At 66.9% G+C, this 18,555-nt stretch carries 15 protein-coding genes; 1 reads left to right on the top strand and 14 read right to left on the bottom strand.

Going from position 1 to position 18,555, the window contains the following annotated elements; genetic code table 11:
- Positions 1 to 40: 40 nt before the first annotated feature.
- The 10 genes from bcsA to ACZK4H_RS02870 form a co-directional block, all read right to left on the bottom strand.
- Entirely contained in the window at positions 41 to 2,407 is a 2,367-nt protein-coding gene (gene bcsA / locus ACZK4H_RS02915; protein WP_478473051.1) for a UDP-forming cellulose synthase catalytic subunit, read from the bottom strand.
- Positions 2,407 to 3,162 carry a cellulose biosynthesis protein BcsQ gene (gene bcsQ / locus ACZK4H_RS02910; RefSeq protein ID WP_099553544.1) on the bottom strand — a complete coding sequence of 252 codons (756 nt, stop codon included), beginning with the start codon at positions 3,160 to 3,162 and terminating at the stop codon, positions 2,407 to 2,409. The genes bcsA and bcsQ overlap by 1 nt, the downstream gene beginning before the upstream one ends.
- Entirely contained in the window at positions 3,159 to 3,338 is a 180-nt protein-coding gene (bcsR, locus tag ACZK4H_RS02905; RefSeq protein ID WP_049451376.1) for a cellulose biosynthesis protein BcsR, read from the bottom strand. The genes bcsQ and bcsR overlap by 4 nt, the downstream gene beginning before the upstream one ends.
- The gene (gene bcsG / locus ACZK4H_RS02900) at positions 3,338 to 4,969 is read right to left on the bottom strand and encodes a cellulose biosynthesis protein BcsG (protein ID WP_099553542.1); all 1,632 of its coding nucleotides are present in this window, start codon (positions 4,967 to 4,969) and stop codon (positions 3,338 to 3,340) included. Before bcsG ends, bcsR begins: the two co-directional genes overlap by 1 nt.
- Positions 4,966 to 5,145: a cellulose biosynthesis protein BcsF gene (gene bcsF, locus ACZK4H_RS02895; RefSeq protein WP_099553540.1), complete on the bottom strand. Its 180-nt coding sequence runs from the start codon at positions 5,143 to 5,145 to the stop codon at positions 4,966 to 4,968. The genes bcsG and bcsF overlap by 4 nt, the downstream gene beginning before the upstream one ends.
- Positions 5,142 to 6,695 (bottom strand): BcsE family c-di-GMP-binding protein, encoded by a 1,554-nt coding sequence (locus ACZK4H_RS02890; protein ID WP_099553538.1) that lies wholly within the window; start codon positions 6,693 to 6,695, stop codon positions 5,142 to 5,144. Before ACZK4H_RS02890 ends, bcsF begins: the two co-directional genes overlap by 4 nt.
- A gap of 198 nt (positions 6,696 to 6,893) precedes the next feature.
- The gene (locus tag ACZK4H_RS02885) at positions 6,894 to 7,931 is read right to left on the bottom strand and encodes a fimbrial protein (protein ID WP_099553536.1); all 1,038 of its coding nucleotides are present in this window, start codon (positions 7,929 to 7,931) and stop codon (positions 6,894 to 6,896) included.
- A complete protein-coding gene (locus tag ACZK4H_RS02880; RefSeq protein WP_099553533.1) occupies positions 7,922 to 10,486 on the bottom strand; it encodes a fimbria/pilus outer membrane usher protein in 2,565 nt (854 codons plus the stop codon). The genes ACZK4H_RS02885 and ACZK4H_RS02880 overlap by 10 nt, the downstream gene beginning before the upstream one ends.
- A 92-nt stretch (positions 10,487 to 10,578) precedes the next feature.
- Positions 10,579 to 11,307, bottom strand: coding sequence for a fimbrial biogenesis chaperone (locus ACZK4H_RS02875; protein ID WP_099553531.1), 729 nt, complete (start codon positions 11,305 to 11,307; stop codon positions 10,579 to 10,581).
- 85 nt (positions 11,308 to 11,392) lie between these two features.
- A complete protein-coding gene (locus tag ACZK4H_RS02870; protein ID WP_099553529.1) occupies positions 11,393 to 11,932 on the bottom strand; it encodes a fimbrial protein in 540 nt (179 codons plus the stop codon).
- A 457-nt stretch (positions 11,933 to 12,389) separates the two neighbouring features.
- On the opposite strand from ACZK4H_RS02870, the gene ACZK4H_RS02865 reads away from it, so the two are divergent.
- The gene (locus ACZK4H_RS02865; RefSeq protein ID WP_099553528.1) at positions 12,390 to 12,755 is read left to right on the top strand and encodes a hypothetical protein; all 366 of its coding nucleotides are present in this window, start codon (positions 12,390 to 12,392) and stop codon (positions 12,753 to 12,755) included.
- A 21-nt stretch (positions 12,756 to 12,776) separates the two neighbouring features.
- On the opposite strand, the gene pncB is transcribed toward ACZK4H_RS02865, so the two are convergent.
- The 4 genes from pncB to gspD all read right to left on the bottom strand — a co-directional run bounded on the left by pncB (position 12,777) and on the right by gspD (position 18,547).
- Positions 12,777 to 13,958 (bottom strand): nicotinate phosphoribosyltransferase, encoded by a 1,182-nt coding sequence (gene pncB / locus ACZK4H_RS02860; protein ID WP_049402409.1) that lies wholly within the window; start codon positions 13,956 to 13,958, stop codon positions 12,777 to 12,779.
- A gap of 104 nt (positions 13,959 to 14,062) precedes the next feature.
- Complete coding sequence (locus ACZK4H_RS02855) at positions 14,063 to 14,902, bottom strand: glycosyltransferase family 2 protein (RefSeq protein WP_099553526.1); 840 nt, start codon at positions 14,900 to 14,902, stop codon at positions 14,063 to 14,065.
- On the bottom strand, positions 14,899 to 15,750 hold the full coding sequence (locus ACZK4H_RS02850; RefSeq protein WP_099553524.1) for a glycosyltransferase family 2 protein: 852 nt from the start codon (positions 15,748 to 15,750) through the stop codon (positions 14,899 to 14,901). The genes ACZK4H_RS02855 and ACZK4H_RS02850 overlap by 4 nt, the downstream gene beginning before the upstream one ends.
- Positions 15,751 to 16,345: 595 nt before the next feature.
- A complete protein-coding gene (gene gspD, locus ACZK4H_RS02845; RefSeq protein WP_099553779.1) occupies positions 16,346 to 18,547 on the bottom strand; it encodes a type II secretion system secretin GspD in 2,202 nt (733 codons plus the stop codon).
- Between the last annotated feature and the right edge of the window lie 8 nt (positions 18,548 to 18,555).

The following is an 18,555-nucleotide window of genomic DNA, read 5'->3' as shown; positions in this document are numbered from 1 at the left end:
CGTGCCAGTCGAGCCAGGCATCGGCGCGGGCAAACGTGCACTAGGCGAACTCCACGCGCTGGCGTTCGTCCTCGAACAGCAGCAGCAGGCCCAGTCGCTGGCCGACGGTGCGCTGCACCCGCGCCGGGAACGCGAATTCGCGGCGGCCCCGCCCCAGCAGCACCTGCACGCGCTGGCCCTCGGCCAGCTGTGCGTCTTCGCCGAGTTCAACGCCTACGCCATCGTTGGAATAGTCCTGCAACACGCCGCGCAGGCGGCGGCCATCAGGCACCTGCAGCGCCATCGGCAGGTGGGTGGTGACGCGATGCGTGCGCCGCACCTGCTGTACTTCTGCGGCCACCGCCAGCGCACCGCCGATGATCAGCAGGTTGTACAGCACCCACAGCGAGCTGACGACCACCGTGCCGCGTTCATCGAGCGGCCCGTGCATGAAGCGCCACACGGCAAAGCACAGGCCAAGCACGTTCAGCAGCGCCAGCACCAGGTAGGGCTGCGCCACGCGCCAGTCGAATCGGTCGCCGGCCTGGGTGCCGCCCTTGTCGGTGACGTTGAATTTGCCACGGCCCGGGCTGAACAGTGCCACGGTGGTGGGACGCGCGATGTACCAGGCCAGCACCGTCTCGTACACCTCGCCCCAGAACGGCCGCCGGTACTTGCCCTGGATGCGTGCGTTGGTGAGGCTGGCGTGGGCCATGTGCGGCACCACGAACAGCAGGATGGCCAGCGCCGGCGCATAGATGATGTAGACGTGCAGCAGCAGGAACGCCAGCGGCGCGGTGAGGAACACCAGGCGTGGAATGCCGGCCAGGAAATGCAGCATCGCGTTGGCGTAGCAGAAGCGCTGGAACAGGCTCAGGCCTTTGCCCAGCAGCGGGTTGTCGATGCGGAAGATCTGCACCATGCCGCGCGCCCAGCGGATGCGCTGGTTGACGTGCGCGCCGAGGCTGTCGGTGGCCAGGCCGGCCGCCTGCGGAATGCGCAGGTAGGCCGAGTTCCAGCCCTTGCGATGCAGGCGCAGCGCGGTGTGTGCATCTTCGGTGACGGTTTCGGTGGCAAACCCGCCGATGGCATCGATGGCCTTACGCCGCAGTACTGCGCAGGAGCCGCAGAAGAACGCCGCGTTCCACAGGTCGTTGCCGTCCTGCACCAGTCCGTAGAACAGCTCGCCTTCGTTGGGGTCGCTGCGGAACACCTGCAGGTTGCGTTCGAACGGATCGGCCGAGAAGAAGTGGTGCGGGGTCTGCACCAGTGCCAGTTTCGGGTCGCGCAGGAACCAGCCGCAGGTGATCTGCAGGAACGAACGCACCGGCAGGTGATCGCTGTCGAAGATGGCCACCAGCTCACCATCGATCAGGGTCAACGCATGGTTGAGGTTGCCGGCCTTGGCGTGATGGTTGTTCGAGCGGGTGATGTAGTTGACCCCGGCGCGCTCGGCGAACTCGCGGAAGTCCTCACGCTTGCCATCATCGAGGATATGGATGCGCAGCTTGTCGGCCGGCCAGTCCAGGCCCATCGCTGCGTACACGGTGTGCCGCACCAGCGCCAGGTCTTCGTTGTAGGTGGGAATCAGCACATCCACCGTCGGCCACTGGTGGATATCGGCCGGCAGCGGCGCCGGGCGGCGACGCAGCGGCCAGGCCACCTGCACGTAGCCCAGCATCAGCACCAGCCACGAATAGGTTTCCGCCGCCAGCAGCACCACGCCACAGACCAGGTCGAAGGTGCTGTTCCAGTTCAGCGTGGCGGTATAGCGCCACCACAGGTAGCGACAGGACACGGTGATCGACAGCACCACCAGCACCAGCGTCGCATAGCGCCCCTGCATGCGCCGTACCAGCAGCGCGATGACCCACAGCAGCAAGACGAACACGAACTGCGCGAGATAGGTGAACGGCTGGGTGATGCACAGCGCCGCCAGTCCCAGCGTGGCCAACCCGACCAGCAGGGTCAGCACATGCCGCGAACGTGGCGACAGGCTGCCCACCTTGCGGCCGAACCAGGCCGCCACACGGCTGTTCCAGAATTCACTGGGCGCATCGCGCATCGCGCGCAGATAGCGCAGGCGGCCGCGACCGGCCGCGCCACGCAGTTCGGCAATGCGTTCGCGACGGGCCTGGGCCAACCGTTGCCGCCTCAGCGAAGGCTGCGGTACCAACCGCACCACCGACAGCCACATGGCCTGGATCAGCAACCGCAGTGGATCGCCAGGGCGCCAGCGACGGTCGCCCTGGATCTGCGGGAAGGCGTTGCGCAGGCGCGGGGCCTGTGCCTGCCACGCTGGCCCTTCCAGGCGCAGGAATGCCCAGCCCACGCATTGCAGCAACCACAGCAGCGACCGGGTCGGCCAGGACGCATGCACGCGTTCGCGCAGGCGCCCCCAGCCCAGGTAGTAGACGCGGGCGCCCATCAGCGTGCCCCCATCGCGGCCTGGCGCCGTGCGGCCTCGGCCAGGCACCACAGCACCAGGCCATCGACATCGGCAGCGGCCAGCGAATCGGTCGCATAGCGCCCCAGTGGCTGCTTGCTGGCCAGTGCGGAGGGCACCCGCGCATCCTCGTGCAGCGGCTGCGGCACCAGCCGCGCGCCGTGCGCGTGCAGCCACAGCTGCATCAGGTCGCGCTGCACCGGAATGACCGGATCGTAGCGGTTGGCCAGCAGCAGGCGGGTGTCATCCGGCTGCCGTTGCAGGAACACATGGCTGACCGGATCGACACAGGCCAGGCGCAGCGGCAGCGTGCAGCGCGCGTGCTGGTTGACGGCCGCAGCGTGCGCCGGCAGGCGCTGCGGCAGGTCGAACAGGATCCAGTCGAACTGGGTCTCCAGCAGCGGAATGCGCTCGGCCCAGGTGGCCGGTGCCTGCTGCAGCTGCTGTTCGATGCGCATCGCGGCCTCGGCGTCGACACGACCATAAGGCAGCACCGCGAGTCCTGCTGCGACGGCGTAGGCGGCATCACGCCAGTCCGTACCGTCCAGCTGTGCGCGCGCCCAGCCGGTGTCCACGTCGACAGGCAGGCCGAGGTGCAGGCCGAGCATCTGGTCCGGGCTGCATTCGACCAGCAGCACACGCTGCCCCTGGGCATGCAGGCCCTGGCCCAGCGCGGCCAGCACCGTGGTGACGCCGGTTCCGCCATGGATGCCCTGCAGCGACAGCAAGGTGTTCATCGGCGCGGCTCCAGCTCGGCCAGCAACGGCCAGCGCGCCAGTGCCCGTGCGCGTTCCCGCTGGGCCGAGAAGTCCACATAGGGCAGCCCCGGCATGTCCAGGCTGCGGCGCAGCAGGTCGATGTCGTCCTCTTCCACGGACAGCGTGACCGGCACGGCAAGAATGTCGGCAGGCATCAGCGGGCCTCCTCCGGGTAGGGGCTCCAGGTCTGGCTGCCCTGCAGCTGCAGCCAGGGCTTGCCGGCGTACTCGATGACCTTGGCGCCTTCGTTCTCCGATACCGACGGCGTCTGCGGCAGCCCCTTCAGCAGGCTGTCCCAGTTGCGCTCGCTCGGCGGCGACTGGGCGTTCAACGCGTACACGCGCGACACCAGCTCGGACACCGCCAGGTAACTGCTCGGTTCGGGGACATGACGCGGGCCGCCGGCCGCCGGTGCGCCCATGCCGATCAGCTTCACGCCCACCGGCACGTGGGTGATCGACGGGCTGGGGATCTCACGCATGCCCGGAATCTGCATGCGGTCGCCATGCAGGGCCGCGCCATGCTCGGGCACCACCACGATCATCGCGCGGCGGCCACTCTTTTCCACCGCGTCGACGAATCCGGCCATGTCGCCCAGCACCATTTCCGCACGTGCCTTGTAGTCGGCGGCGTTGGAGCGGCCATCGGCACCAACGATACGGTTGCCATCGTGCAGCGAGATCGTGTTGTAGAACAGCGCCACCTGCTGGCTGGAACCGGCCATCCTCTGCTTCCACCAGGCCATCAGCACATCGCCATCGCGGCGCAACGGCGACTTGTCGAAGGCCACCAGCGCGGTCGGAAATGCGCTGATATCCATCGGCTGCGCCTGCAGCCCGCCATACTGGTGCAGTTCACCGATGAAATCGTCGAAGTGGCCGTCATGGTTCATCGCCAGCTCGCTCTGGAAGCCCAGATGCTGCAGGTTCGAGAACAGCTGGCACTCGGCCGGCACCGGATCGAACAGCCCGGTATGCGAGGTCTGGCCACAGCTGGCGCGCAGCAGGCGGATCGCCGCCGGACCGCTGTAGGCCGTCGCCGAGTTGAAGTCGTCGAACACCACGTCCATGTGATCGAGCAGGTTGTTCTGGCGCAGCCCCACTTCATCCAGATCGCTCCATGCCAGCGAGCAGATGTTGAGGATGATGACGTCGAAGGGCGCGCCGCTGCCCGGTGCCGGGAAACTGGTCTTCAGGCTGGCCTGCTGCTGGTAGAAGCTGGCCAGCCATGCATTGAGCGTCTCGTTGTTGGCCGGCGGCAGGCCGCCACCTGGGGTGCCGCCGGCGCTGGCGGTAGCCGCGGTGGCGGTACCCTGCCCCCAGTTCCAGCCCGCCGGCACCGGTACCGCCATCACTGCCAGGCCAAGCATGCCCAGCACGCTCAGGGTGGTGATGCGCAGCCACGGCTTCAGCAGTACGTAGGCCAGCACCAGCATCGCCAGCACCGCCACCATCTGCCAGTTGATGAAGCGCTGGGCCAGCTCAAGCCAGTAGTCCGCCGAGAAGTCCAGCACGCCAGGCTGCACCAACAGGCGCCGGAACGGCGGCCACCAGGTGTCCTGGTAGTACAGGGCCACGCCTACCGGTACCGCGACGACAGTGCGCGCGATGCGTGCCCAGCGCCAGCGCAGTGGAATCAGCAGCGCGCCCAGGAACAGCAGGTTGGGCAGGATCTTCAGATCCAGCGCGCCCATCCAGGCCAGTACCACCTTGGACAGGAAATACAGGTTCCAGCCGCGCAGGTCGGCCCAGGCAAAGGGAGATGCGGGAACTGCCTGCGGACTCATGCCACCCTCAGCGGTGCGCGCTGGCGCACACCGGCACGGCGCAGGTGGCGGGGCGGCAGCCAGCGCGCGACACGGCGGCGCAGCCCGCGCCACAGCGTACCGAGCATGGCACCGAAGGGAATCATCACCAGTGCGCAGGCGACGATCAGGGTCCAGAGTTGCTGGTCGGTAGTCATGCGCGATCTCCCAGTCGCAGCGGCTTCGGGGCGGTGAGAACCGGCGCCTCGAGCGCCGGGGCCACGGCCGGCAGGACCGCAGGGGCTTCAGGCAGTACCTCGGCCTCCGGATCGCTGCTGCGGGCATTCATCGCTGCAATGTCGTACTCGGCCAGACGCTGGTAGCCATCGAACAGTTCGCGCCAGGGCAGGCGGAACAGATTGCCCAGGGCCTGCTCGACCGCATCACGCCGGCAGCCAAACAGGAACAGCCGTACCTGCCCGCGATAGACGCAGGCCAGATCGCCCTGGCGGCGGATGCGCAGCTGCTGCAGGGTCTGCTCGGCACGCAGGCCGGCCACCGGCTGCAGCGCCAGCACAGCGCTTTCCACCGCGCTGCCATCCTGATCGATGCGTTCACCTGCGACCTGACGGAATCGTGCGGCGTTGACCAGGCCACTCACCGAAGGCGGTCGATGCGCACGGATCAGCGGCTCTGGATCTTCAGCCAGCTGCCCCTGCCAACGCTGACGCTGCACGGTTTCCAGCAGGGTCAACAGACGCGGCAACGGGGTGTCGGCGGGCACCACCAGGCTGCAGCCGCACTGCATCAGCAGGCGCTCATCGGCATAGCGCAGGCAGGGCTGCAGCTCGCGCACCACCAGTTTCAATGCGTTGCCACGTTCGCGGCGCAGGCGGTGCAGCAGGCGGGCCAGTGCATCCACCTGGGCATTCTCGTCGATGGCCAGCACCACGGTGGCCTCGCGCGCCTGCAGCGCGGCGGGCAGCAATCCACCCCAGCCGTCATACAGGCGCCAGGCCGCCGATAGTGGCGGCGCACCTTCCAGTACTTCGGTCTGGGCCAGGTAGACATCGCGGTCACTGCCGCTGGCCGAACCGATCGCCGTCCCGGCGGCATCGGCCTCGGCCAGATGGCGCAGCCCTCGGCTTTCCTGCTCGACGCCGAACGCTCGCTGGGCCACCACACCATGACTGTTGGACCAGTAATGCAGCAGCAGCTGCAGGGCGCCGCGATGCGGATGCAGCTGGGCCACGCCGGCGCAGCTGCGGTTCAACGCCAGCAGACGTGGCGCAAGCGTCGCCACTTCGCCATGGCACAGCAACAGCAGCACCTGCTGCGCCTGCACGGCCCATTCCTGCAGCTGCTGGCACCAGCGCGCCAGGCGGGCATCATCCCAGCCGTCCAGCGCCGCCACCGGGAACTGCACCAGGCTGAGCCGGGTACGCGCCGAGGCGGTGCGCGGCAGATCGCCGATCAGCCCGCGCAACGCCTGCTGCATGCCGTGGTGCGAGCGCTGGAACAGGCGCAGGCGGGACGGTCCCTGGTCGGCAGGCAGCAGCGCCAGCATCGCTTCGGCCCCCCGCCCCAGCGTGACCAGCACGGCCTCGTCCAGTGCGTCGGCCGTGGCCAGCACGCCGGCACCAAGCAGGTCCGTCGGCGCGCTGCCGGCAGCCACCACCCAGTACAGGCCTCCGCTGCGCATCTCGACGAACTCGGCGGGCAATCCGGCAATGGCAAGGTGGGTCGCTGGCACGCCGGATCCTTTCATTGCCCCTCATCCGGGCGGGAAGCCCGGCAGTGGAGGCATTGCGGTGAAAAGGAGGTCATTTCCATGACGTACATCACATTCATGTTTCTGTACGGCAATGATAGCCCCGATCTTCACGTTTGCGGGATCAAGACGCAGTCAACGCCGCCCGCAGAACGGGCGACGTGAGGCTCGAAACTCAGCAATGGAAAGCGCGTACTACTCGTACTGGATCGTGAACGTCGCCTGCCCGTTGGCGGTGCCCGCACCGACGGTACCGGCCTGGGTCTGCACGTAGCGGGCCCGCAGCGGCAGGCTCATGACACTGGTACCGGTGGTGGTGGTGCCGACACTGATGGTCTGGCCGAAGCGCACTTCGCGTTCGGTGCTGCCGTCGCGCTGGACCATCTGGATGCCGATGCGGGTGGCGCTGTTGGTGGCTGCGCTCAGCTTCAGCACGCCGGGCATGTTCGAACTGTCCTGGTCGGCATCCAGGCGGATGCCGATCTTGCTCTGGTATGCGGCCACATTGCTGCCCTGGCAGTTCAGGCGGATCTCGAAGTCACGGTCGACGGCCTTGGAACCAACACCGGTAAAGGTCGTATTGGCCACGCTGCCGAAATCGACCGCGATGTTGCGGCTGCCGGCCTGCACTTCACAGGTCGGGCTGACCACGGTGGTGCCCGAGCCCCTGAAGGTCGAGGTCAGTACCGGGCGGCTGGGGCCATCCCCGTCGAAGTAATAGGTGGTGAAGCGGCCATTGGGTGCGATCACGCCCGAACCGGTCTGCGCGGCGGTCTTGATCAGCTGGATGCGGAACTGGCCACCGATCAGCGAGATGGTGGAGTTGGCGCCGAAGTTGATGGAATGCGGGTAGTAGGTCTGGATCGAGCCGGAGTCGCGGAACAGTCGGATACCCACGCCAGAAACACCGGTCTCGTAGACGTTGGCAAAGCCGGCCACCGGCCGCTTCTGCGGCGCATTGACATACTCGCCGGTCGAGCTGCCGCCATACCAGTAGTCGCAGCGGGCGACGCTGTTCTGCTGGTTGATCGGCACGCTGATTTCCTTGATCACGCCGCCGACCGGTGTGCTGGGCAGAATGACGATCTGACCCATGTCCATCTGCACGTCCTGCGCAACAAATCCATTGATCTGGATACGGCACGCGGCGCTGGCCTGCTGAGCCAGCAGCACGCCGCCCAGCAATGCAAGGGCACTCAGCGCCTTGCGGCCACGGGAAGAGATCATCGGCATGCTGCCTCCAGCGGGATGAAGCCGGTCTTGGACGCATCAGCGCCCGCCGGAACCTGGTAATCGACGGTGCAGCGCTGGTCGGCGCCGGCGCCCCACTCCACCAGCAGGCGGCCCTGATTCTTTTCACTGCGCACGTACAGGCGGCCGCCCTGGCTGACCATGCCCACCGGCTGGCCCTGCTCATCCTTGACCTGCGCACCGAACGGCATGGTGCGGCCATCGGTGTTGCGCACCTGGATCAGCAGCGCGTTGCCCTTGCGGGTATCGAAGCGCAGGTAGCTGATGGCACCGGCGAACGGCGCGATCGCCTGGCTGGTGCTCTCCAGTTCGACGTCGTGGGCCATGCCCTGCGGGTCGAGGGTGACGGTGTTGAGGCGGTACGGCGAGACATACGGAACCACGGCGTAGCCGCGGCCGTCCACGCGCAGGCCCGGGGCGTTGCTGACGATGGCATCGCGTGCGCCCGGCGCTTCCACCAGCACCATCGTGTCGCCGCGCTGCGGGGTGAAAGTGAAGCCGCCCGGATGCACGACCACGCTGCCGTTGGCACCGACCGAGGCCTGGCGGAAATCACGCGAATGGCTGTAGGTGGCGTTCAACGCGGAGTAGCGGCTGCGGTACTCGACGTTGCCGACCGCGGTGGTGCCACCCTCGCGCGAGTCGGACAGGGCTGCGCCATAGCTGAAGTTGTTGTCGACGCCGGCCGAACCGGTGATGCCGACGCGGCTGTTGTCGTAGCCACCGCGGTCGCGCACGCCGAGATCGGCGCTGAACGACACCGGGTGGGTGCCACGGCCCAGCGGCACGCTCATCGACAGCAGGTACTGGGTGTCGGAACGGCCCAGCACGCCCTCTTCGGTGCGCAGCGCGGAGAAGCCATAGTTCACCGAGCGCCAGGCGTTGTTGTAGCCGACCTGGTACTGCTTGGAGGTGCCGGGGCGATCGTAGAAGTCACGCACCGAACCGGTCAGGTACAGCGCGCCGCCACGACGACCCAGCGGCTGGTTCAGCGTCACCTGGAACTGGCTGCGCTGGCGGCCGCGGGTGGTCGGATCGATGCCACGCTTGTCCGAATCACGACCGTACAGCGCGTCCTGCAGGCTGTAGAAGCCTTCGGTCGAATAGCGGTAGGCGGCCAGGGTCAGGTTGGTCCCGGTCTCGCCGATCATGTTGCTGTAGCTCAGGCGCACACTGGCACCGGTGTGGTTGCCGTAGTGGTCGAACGTCGTACGGGCGTGGGTGACGTCGGCGGCGAACGCGCCAACCGGCGTGGACAGGCCGACGCCGTACAGCAGCGACAGGTAGCCATCGCTCAGTGCGCTGCCGCCGTACAGGGTCAGCTGGTTGCCGATGCCGCGCTGGTAGGTGCCCTGCACCAGCCACGGCTCATCGGCCAGCAGCTTGTTGCGCACCTGGCCGGCCGTCAGCGAGTAACGCGACACGCCTTCGCGCAGCATCTGCGGCACCGAACCGAACGGCACCTTGAATTCGCGGCGGCGGCCATCGGCCTCGATCACGCTCACTTCCAGGTCGCCGCCGTAGCCGGTCGGGTACAGGTCGTCGATGACGAAGCTGCCCGGCGATACGGTGGAGGAGTAGATCAGCTGCTGGTTCTGGCGCACTTCGATGCGCGCGTTGGTCTCGGCGATACCGCGCACGACCGGCGCGTAACCGCGCAGCGAATCGGGCAGCATGCGGTCGTCGCTGGCCAGGCTGGCACCGCGGTAACCGATCGAATCGAACAGCTCGCCGGTGGTGTAGGCCTCACCGATGGTGAGCATGCCACGCACCTGCGGGATGCCGCGCTGGGCGTAGGTCGCGATGCTTTGCCAATGGCGGCCGTCACCCTCGGACCAGGTCAGGTTCGAGTCGTGGCGGAACTGCCAGCCGCCCAGGTTGAGGCCGGCGTTGAGGCCCAGGTAGGCGCTGCGGTTGCGCTGGCCGCCTTCGACACGGCTGTCGCTGTCGATGGCATTGAAGCTGTAGCCGACGAAGCCGGCATTGATGCCACGGTCCCACAGTGCCGGGTTGACGTAGCCACGCGCCTCGCGGCGCAGGAACACCTGCGGGATGCTGAGGTCGTAGCGCAGGTTGCCGCTGTCATAGACGCCATAGGCATTGGCCATGCGCTGCTGGACCGGCACGCAGCTGGTCTTGTCGGCAGGCACGGACGGATCCTGCTGCAGCAGCACGGCCTCGCTGTCCACGCCCATTTCTTCCAGCATCGGCAGCGGCAGGCAGGCGTCGACACGGCCCTGCGCATCGGCCTTGAACTGCAGGTCGCGGCGGCCCTGCCAGGCACCGTTGACGTACACGTCGACACGGTAGTTGCCGGCCACCATCGGATTGCCGTTGCTGAAGGCCGCCAGGTCGACCTGCTTGGCCTGGCCGGACAGGAAGCTGGAGTTGAACTGGGCCGATTCCGGTGCACGCGCGTTGGCCGCACCACTCTGCGCCATCAGCGCCTGTTCGCCGAGATTGGCCGGGGCAGCCAGCGCCCATCCTGGGCAGGCCACGCCAGCAACCAGCAGGCAAAGCGCCTGATGGATCGACAATGTCAATCTGTTTCCGATCACACTGACATTCCTTCAATTCGCCGCACAGCGGCGGTGGCGGGATGCGCAGGCCAGGGGCCAGCGCGGCGCGTTCAGCCCCCGGTGCTGCCGAGGCGGATGGTGTGTTCCACCCGGCCGCCGTAGTCGTTGATGGTGATGAAGCGGACCTGGTCGGTGCCCGCCGGTGCGGCGAACTCCAGGCTCTGCTTCGGCGCGACCATCGCGCCCTTGTCCTCGACGGCCTTTTCACTGCTGCCGGTCACGGCATGTACTTCGGCCAGAGTGACGTGGAAGGGGCTCGGGTTTTCCACCCGCAGACGGTCGCCCGTACGGGTCCAGCGCAGCGCTGCCGGCGCGTCGTTGGCGACGCCCTTCAGGCCCTGCGGCCGGTAGAAAAGCTTCAGGCGCGAACGGAACGCGACCTGCAGGTAATTCTGTTCGCCGCTGTCGGCGTTGTCCGGGGACGGCGGAACATCCAGCACGTTGAGCCAGAACACCGACTCACGGTCGGTCGGCAGCTGCGCGCCGGAGAAGATCAGTCGCAGCGCCTGGCTGCGGCCCGGCTCGACACGCGCGATCGGCGGCGTCAGCACGAACGGGGCATCGCTGGTATCGGCGGTCTGGTTGGCGTCGCCGCTGTCGATCCAGGCCTGCACCAGCGCCGGTGAATCGCCCACGTTGTCGACCTGCACGGTGACTTCGCGCGCCTGCGCCGGATAGATCACCCGCGTGCCATTGACCACCACGCCGGCCAGTGCGTCCTGGCAGAAGGGCAGCGTGAACGCTGCCAGCAGCAGCGCCCGGGGAAAGAGTGCTTTCATCGGAAGTACTACGCTCGAGGTATGGGGCCAAAGGCCGCGAGGCACTGGCCGGCGCGTACGCCGGCCAGTGCGGGTACGGCTACGATCAGTTGTAGATGATCGTGTACTTGACGCTGCTGGTGACGTCGCCCGGGGTGGCGGCGGCAGTGGCGTAGTACTCAGCGTAGTAGTTCAGGTCGGCCGAGCCGTCGGTGCCGACGGTGACCCACTGCGAGTTGGTCTGGGCCTGGCCAGCGCCTGCAGCCTTGATCGGCAGGACCTGGTTGTTCGAGCCCAGCAGCTGCAGCTGCACGTTGGTGGCAGCGTTGGCCGAAGCCTGGTTCAGCAGGCGGCCGGTGTTGAAGTCAACGGTCGAACCCGGCTCGAAGTAGGTCGCGACGTTGCCGGCGCTGCACTTGGTCAGGTTGATGGCGAACGGGGTACGACCGGCAACGTTACCGGCGGCGGCCAGGGTGTTCTTGGACACGGTCGGCAGGTTGACGGCGAAGTCCTTGCCGCCCGGGGTCGAGATGGTGCAGGTCTTGTCGGTCACCTTGCCGTTGAAGGTGATGGTGCCGTCGGCGGCGTTGGCGGCCAGCGGAGCGGCGGCCAGCATCAGAGCGGCAATGAGGTTGATCTTGTGCATTCGCTTTTACCTAACCCTACTGAAGAGATGGAAGTAGAGGAGGAAGCAAGGAGCACTGCCGGGCGAACAAGACCCATCCTTGCGTCTCACCTGTGGCCGGATTCGGACATACGTTCCCCTGAATCCGTGACGCAAGTATAGGCACAACTGTGATGAAAGTCTCATTATTTTTCTGAACGCCAATTCATTGACGCAGCAAATGTGACGTGTTACGCGAAATGTTGGCCTTGCAGGTGCGGGAATTTGACGGTCGCCGGATCAGGTCGGAAACGACCTTGGATGACGCTTCGGGTGGCGCTTTCGGCATGCACGGAAACAGGCCTTTTTCAGGTCGAAATTGGCTTCTTTGATGCGCATCACTCTTTCTTGGTGATGGGCCTAGCAGATTCGGAATCGTCCTATTAAAGGCTGGTCGAAGCTGTCGCTAACTAGGACACACCGAACCAGAGAACGTGTCATGAGAACCTCCCTTCTGCTGTGCGTGGCCCTGATGTCCCTCAGTGCCGTGGCCCAGGCCAGCAGCGGCAGCATCCGCTTCAGCGGCCGCATCGTCGAACCGGGCTGCACGACCAACCTGTCCCAGGGCGAGCTGAGCCTGGCGGCCTGCCCGCCGTCGGCCAAGGGCTCGACGGTGGCTGTGACGGCGCTGGCCGATGGCCAGGCCGCAACGCTGCGCGATGGCAAGCGCCAGGGGCAGAAGCTGTCGGTGTCGGCCAGCGCGATGCGCGCCGGCGATATCGCCTTCTCCGAGCGCTACAGCGTGCAGGCCTCGAAGCAGCAGCCGTTGCAGGGCGCCTACCTGGTCGTGGTCGACTACCTGTAAGCAGCACTGAAGGCCGGCGGGTTATGCCGGCTGCGGCAGCTCGAAGACCTGGCGCAGGTAGGCCAGGTAACCAGGGTCGTCGCACATGCTCTTGCCCGGCGAATCGCTGAGCTTGGCCACCGGCTGGCCGTTGCAGCGGACCATCTTGATGACGATGTTGAGCGGCGTCGGACCCAGATCATTGGTCAGGTGGGTGCCGACGCCGAACGCGACCTGGCAGCGACCACGGAAGTAGTCGTACAGGCGCATGACCTTGGCGATGTCCAGGCCGTCGCTGAAGACCAGCACCTTGCTGCGCGGGTCGACCCGACGCTGCTGGAAGTGCGCCAGCATGCGGTCGCCCCAGTCGAACGGATCGCCGGAGTCATGCCGGACGCCGTCGAACAGCTTGCAGAAGTACATGTCGAAATCGCGCAGGAACGCGTCCAGGCCGACCACGTCGGACAGCGCGATACCCAGGTCGCCGCGGTACTCGCGCGCCCACGATTCCAGTGCCGCCACCTGCGAATCGCGCAGTCGCGGGCCCAGTGCCTGGAACGCCTGCAGGTACTCATGCGCCATCGTGCCGTGCGGGGTCATGCCGTACAGGCGCGCGAAGTGCACGTTGCTGGTTCCCACCAGCTGCGGGCCCAGCGCATCGCGCAGCAGCGGCAGCAGGCGCGCATGCCAGTCGCGCGAGTAGCGGCGGCGGCTGCCGTAGTCGGCGATGCGGCACTGTTCGAAACCGGGTGTATCGCGCAGCAGCGCGGCCTTGGCCTGCAGGCGGCGCTCGCCTTCGGCGAAGTCAGGCGTGGTGGTGTTGCGGAACCAGACTTCGTTGATGATCGCCAGCAGCGGCACTTCGAACAGGATGGTGTGCAGCCAGGGACCGGTGATGTCCAGTTCGATCTCGCCGGGCACGGTTTTCGACGCACGCAGCTGGATGTACTTGCGGTCCAGGTGGAACAGGCCGAGGAAATCGGCGAAGTCGGGCTTCACGAAGCGCAGCCCACGCATGTAGTCCAGTTCCGCGCTGCTGAAACGCAGGCTGCACAGATGGTCGATCTCTTCGTCGATCTGGTCGATGTAGCGGGCCAGGTCGATGCCGGGGGTGCGGCACTTGAACCGGTACTGCACCTGGGCGCCGGGGTGCTGGTGCAGCACCGCCTGCATCATGGTGAACTTGTACAGGTCGGTGTCGAGCAGGGACTGGATGATAGGCATGGGGCGGATTATGCGCCCGGAGAGGTGAACCGGGGCGCCGCCAGTCGATCCACGCCATGCGTGGATGGGTGGCCCGAACGGTAAAGCCGAGCGTGGACCCGGCGCTACAGCGACCGTCGCAGCAGGCGCGGCACCAGCATCAGCGCATGGGCCCAGATCGCGCCCCATACCGCCACCCGCACCGGCAGCGAACGCTGCTTCGCTTCGAACTTCTGGAAATAGCGCCACAGGCCCTTGTGCTTGTGCCATTCAACGAAGAACGGTCGTGAGCGGCTGGAGACGCCGCGCACATGGGTGACCTGCAGGTCGTTGGCGATCGCCACCACCGCGCCAGCCTCACGTGCGCGCCGGCACAGGTCCAGGTCTTCGGCGTGCAGGCGATAGCCAGCGTCCCAGCCACCGATGCGGTCGAACAGCGCACGCGGCATCATCAGCAGCGCACCGGACAGTGCCGGCACCCGCTGCAGCGACTGCTGAGGGTCGCGCGGGACCGCCAGCTTCGAGCCTTTGCCGGGCGAACGCAGCATCAACAGGAAATCCGGATCACGACGGCGCACCGCCTCGTCGGCATGGCCATGCTCGTCCAACTGCTCGACACCCAGCAGGCAATCACCCAACCCTTCGGCACGGCTACGCAGCTCGACCAGGGTATCGGGCTCGACCATCAGGTCCGGGTTGATGAAGGCCAGCCACGGGCTGTGCGAATCGGCCACCCCCTGGTTGTTGGCAGCGGCAAAGCCGGGATTGTCAGGATTGCCGACAAAACGCACACGGGGATCGTGGCTGGCATGCCGTTGCACGATGTCCAGCGTGCCATCCAGCGAGCCGTTGTCGATCACCCGGATCTCGGCCACGTCCTGCGCCTGGCGCAGGCGCGAGAGGCAGGCATCGATGGTGCTGCCACTCTGGTAGGTGACGACGATGGCGGCGATGGCAACATTCAAGCGGGTGGCTCCGGCGCGGAAGGAACGAACAGGTCGCCCTGTTCCTTCGGCATTATCGCCTGCCGCATGCGCTGCTGCAGATCGGCGCGCAGACCGTGCAATGGATCGTGCATCAGGAAATCGGCCAGGCGCGGCACCCAGCCAGGCCAGCGCGCAGCCAGCGCCTCGAGGTCGCCATCGCGGCTGACCGCTTCGCCCGCCCGGCTGACGAAGGCGGTCTCGCACAGCACGTTGCGCCAGCCCAGACCAGCCATGCGCAGGCTGAGGTCGACCAGGGCCGCGTTCCAGCCGGCGTAGCTGTCCACGTCCAGGCCACCGGCGCGACGGCGCGCGTTGCCACGCACCAGCACCGCATGGGTGACCGCCGATGGCAGCTCCGGGTGCAGCGCCGGCAAAGCGGCGCAGGTCTGTGCCAGCAGCGCCGCATCGTCCGGTTCCGGATTGATCTCGCCCAGCCGTGGCCACGCAGCGGTTTCGCCGGCATTGCACCACGGGGTTGCGGTCGCGATGGCGGCATCGCGGGCGAAGGCGTCCTGCAGCTGCTGCAGCCAACCGGGTGCCGGCACGCTGTCCGGCGCCAGCACGGCCACGTCCAGGCCGTCGCAGGCGCGCAGCATCTCGTCCAGGTGGGCCACCTCGCCCAACGGCCGCGCGCGGCGGGTGTACTCGGCCTGCAGTGGCGTATGCGCCAGCCAGTGTTCGACCACCGCCTGCGCACGCGGACCGGTCTGTGCGTCGTCGGCCAGCCAGACCGCGGTGCCCGGCGCGGTGCCGGCATCCAGTGCGGCCAGGCAGCGATCGAGCGCAGCATCGTCCACGCACAGCGGCAACAACACGATCGCCCCCATCCCGCCTCCGTGGTTGTCGGTGGTCACAGCCTAGCACTGGGAGGGTATCGGCCGGGTTGCACCCGGCACCCGCTTCAGGCCAGGGCCGGAGCAACAGCAACAGCCGAAGCAGAAGCTGGGTTCCTGGGGTTGGCGGGGTGGGTCCGGTTGCGGGGGACGCCGTAAACCCGTCCTTGGGGGCTTGGCAGCCGCATCCATGCGGCTGACACCCCCGCAACCGGACCCACCCCGCCTTCGACAGATTTCTGCGAGCTGCGGTAGATCCACGCCATGCGTGGATGAATCTCCATTGGAATCGAATATTTCGAATTGGAATCGAAAAGCATCCACGCATGGCGTGGATCTACCGTGTCGACCAAGGTCGACACCTACCAACAGCCGCAGGAAACTGTCGAAGGCGGGGCACTGTGGGTTTGCGGGGTGTGAGCCGCATGGATGCGGCGACCAAGCCCCCATGGATGGGTTTACGGCGTCCCCGCAAACCCACAGTGCCCCGCCATCCCTCAGAAGACCCGCTGTTGCTGTTGCTGTTGCTGTTGCTCCGGCTCTGGCTCTGGCCTCTGCGGGTGCCGGGCGCAGCCCGGCCGTAAACCCCTTACTTCTTTGCGCGCGGCTGGTTCAGCGGTTCCATCGCTCGGAAGCGCTGGCTGTACTCGTCGGTCAGCGTGCGTGCTTCCTGGCCGTTGCGCACGATGCTCGGGGTCAGCAGCACGATCACTTCCGAACGACGGCTGGTGCGCGTCTTCTGCCCGAACAGGGCGCCCACCACCGGAATCCGGCTCAGGCCGGGAATGCCGCTGCTGCCATCGGTCGCCGAATCGGTGATCAGGCCGGCCAGCATGATGGTGTCGCCGCTCTGCACCGCCGCTTCGGTCGACAGCTTCTTGGTGGAGATGCGCGGGTTGCAGTTGCGCTCGGTCGGGTTGCAGTTCTCCGGAACGTCCGAGGCACTGCTCACTTCCTGCACGATATCCAGGAACACCGTGCCATCGCGGGTCACGCGCGGGCGCACCTTCAGGATCACGCCAGTGTCGATGTACTGCACCGAGCTGTAGCTGCTGGTGCCAATGCCGGTGTTCACCGTGGTGGTGTTGATCGGCACCTTGTCACCCACGTTGAGCGTGGCCTCGGCGTTGTTGCGCACGAATACCGAAGGCGTCTGCAGCAGGCGTACGTCTGTGACCTTGTCCAGCGCACTCACCACCGCCGCGCCGTTGTGCCCGGTGAACGCCCAGCCAAGGCCTTCGCCACCGGTTACGGCACCGGCGAAGCTGCTCCAGGAACCGCCAGCGGCGGCAGGCAGGGTCACGCCGCCCAGGGCGCCGGTCAGCTTCTGCCCGAGCACAGCATTGTCGAAGAACCAGTTGACGCCGTACTTCAGGTCTCCGGTCAGCGCGACTTCGGCCACCTGCGCTTCAATGTGCACCTGCAACGGCATCACATCCAGCTTCTCGATCACTTCCCGGATCGAGCGCCAGGCCTGCGGGGTCGAGCGCACCAGCAGGGTGTTGGTTTCCTCCACCGCCGACACGCCCACGCGATCGCCCTCCACTTCCAGGCTGACGCTGACGTTGCCGGACTGACGCTGCGGCAGGTTCATGCTTCCGCTGTTGCCGCTGCCGGAGCTGCTGCCCGGGGTCGAACCGAAGCTGCTGCTGTTGTTGCTGTCCATGCCGCGCTCGCCGTCGCTGCCCAGCTGCGATGGAATCGCGCCCGGTGCCAGCGATGCGGGGCTGGAACCGCCACGATTGCCGCTGCTGGCGAATGCTTCACTGAGGCGCTCGGCCAGGTCGCGCGCCTTGATGTAACGCAGCTCGTAGGAGAACAGGCGGGCGCTGCCACCGGCGGTATCGATGCGGTCCAGCCATTGCTGGATCTGGTCCAGGTAACGCACCTGCGGGGTGATCACCAGCACCGCGTTGGCGTTTTCCAGCGGCAGGAAACGGAACATGCCGGCGCTGGGGGTCTTGCTCTCCTCGCCGAACACCTTCTCCAGATCGGCAGCGACCTGCTCGGCCTTGCCCGACTGGATCGGGAACACGCCCACCGACATGCCCGACAGCCAGTCGACATCGAAGATCTCGACGGTGCGCATGTAGTTTTCCAGCTCGGCGCGGGTGCCCCCGAGGGTGATCACATTGCGGCCGCTGTCGACGTTGACGATGGCGTTGGGCCGCGCATACGGCTCCAGCACCTTCTTCATCTCCGTGGCGGAGATGAACTGCAGCGGGATCACCCGCACTTCGAAACCACGTGCGCTGGCCGCCGGTGCGGTACTCGGCGCGACGGTGCCGGCCAGGGCCTGGTCGGCGGCGACGATGTTGTAGCGGCCACCGCTGTAGACCATGCGGGCGTTGTTCCAGCCCAGCACCATTTCCAGCAGGTTCAACGCCTGTGCCGGCGACACCGGCTTGGGCGTGGCCAGGGTGACCGTGCCCTGCACGCCCGGTGCGATCACGTAGTTCTGGCCCAGCATGTCACCAAGGATGGCCTTGACCACCGCATGCACGGACTCGCCTTCGAAGTTGAAGGTCGCCTCGCCGGTGCTGGCGCCATGCAGCGCCGGTGCCGGCGCGCGTGCGGCTTCGCGGTTGATCATGGTGCCGGTACCGCGGCGGATCACGGCCTGCGGAGCCCCCTGGGCGTCACGGGCGGCATCGGCAGCGACCTCGGCTGCCTGGCCGGCCTCGGCAGTGGGCGACAGGTTGCCCTTGCGTTGCACATGCGGCGCGGACACGGTGCTGCAGCCGACCAGCAGCGCGAGGGCAAAGGACCAGGGAAGAAAACGCAGGCTCATGCATTCAC

Source organism: Stenotrophomonas sp. 78350_Sma, assembly GCF_056482105.1.
The sequence above is the reverse complement of the archived record's forward strand: the minus strand, read 5'-3'. Positions and strand labels throughout refer to the sequence as shown.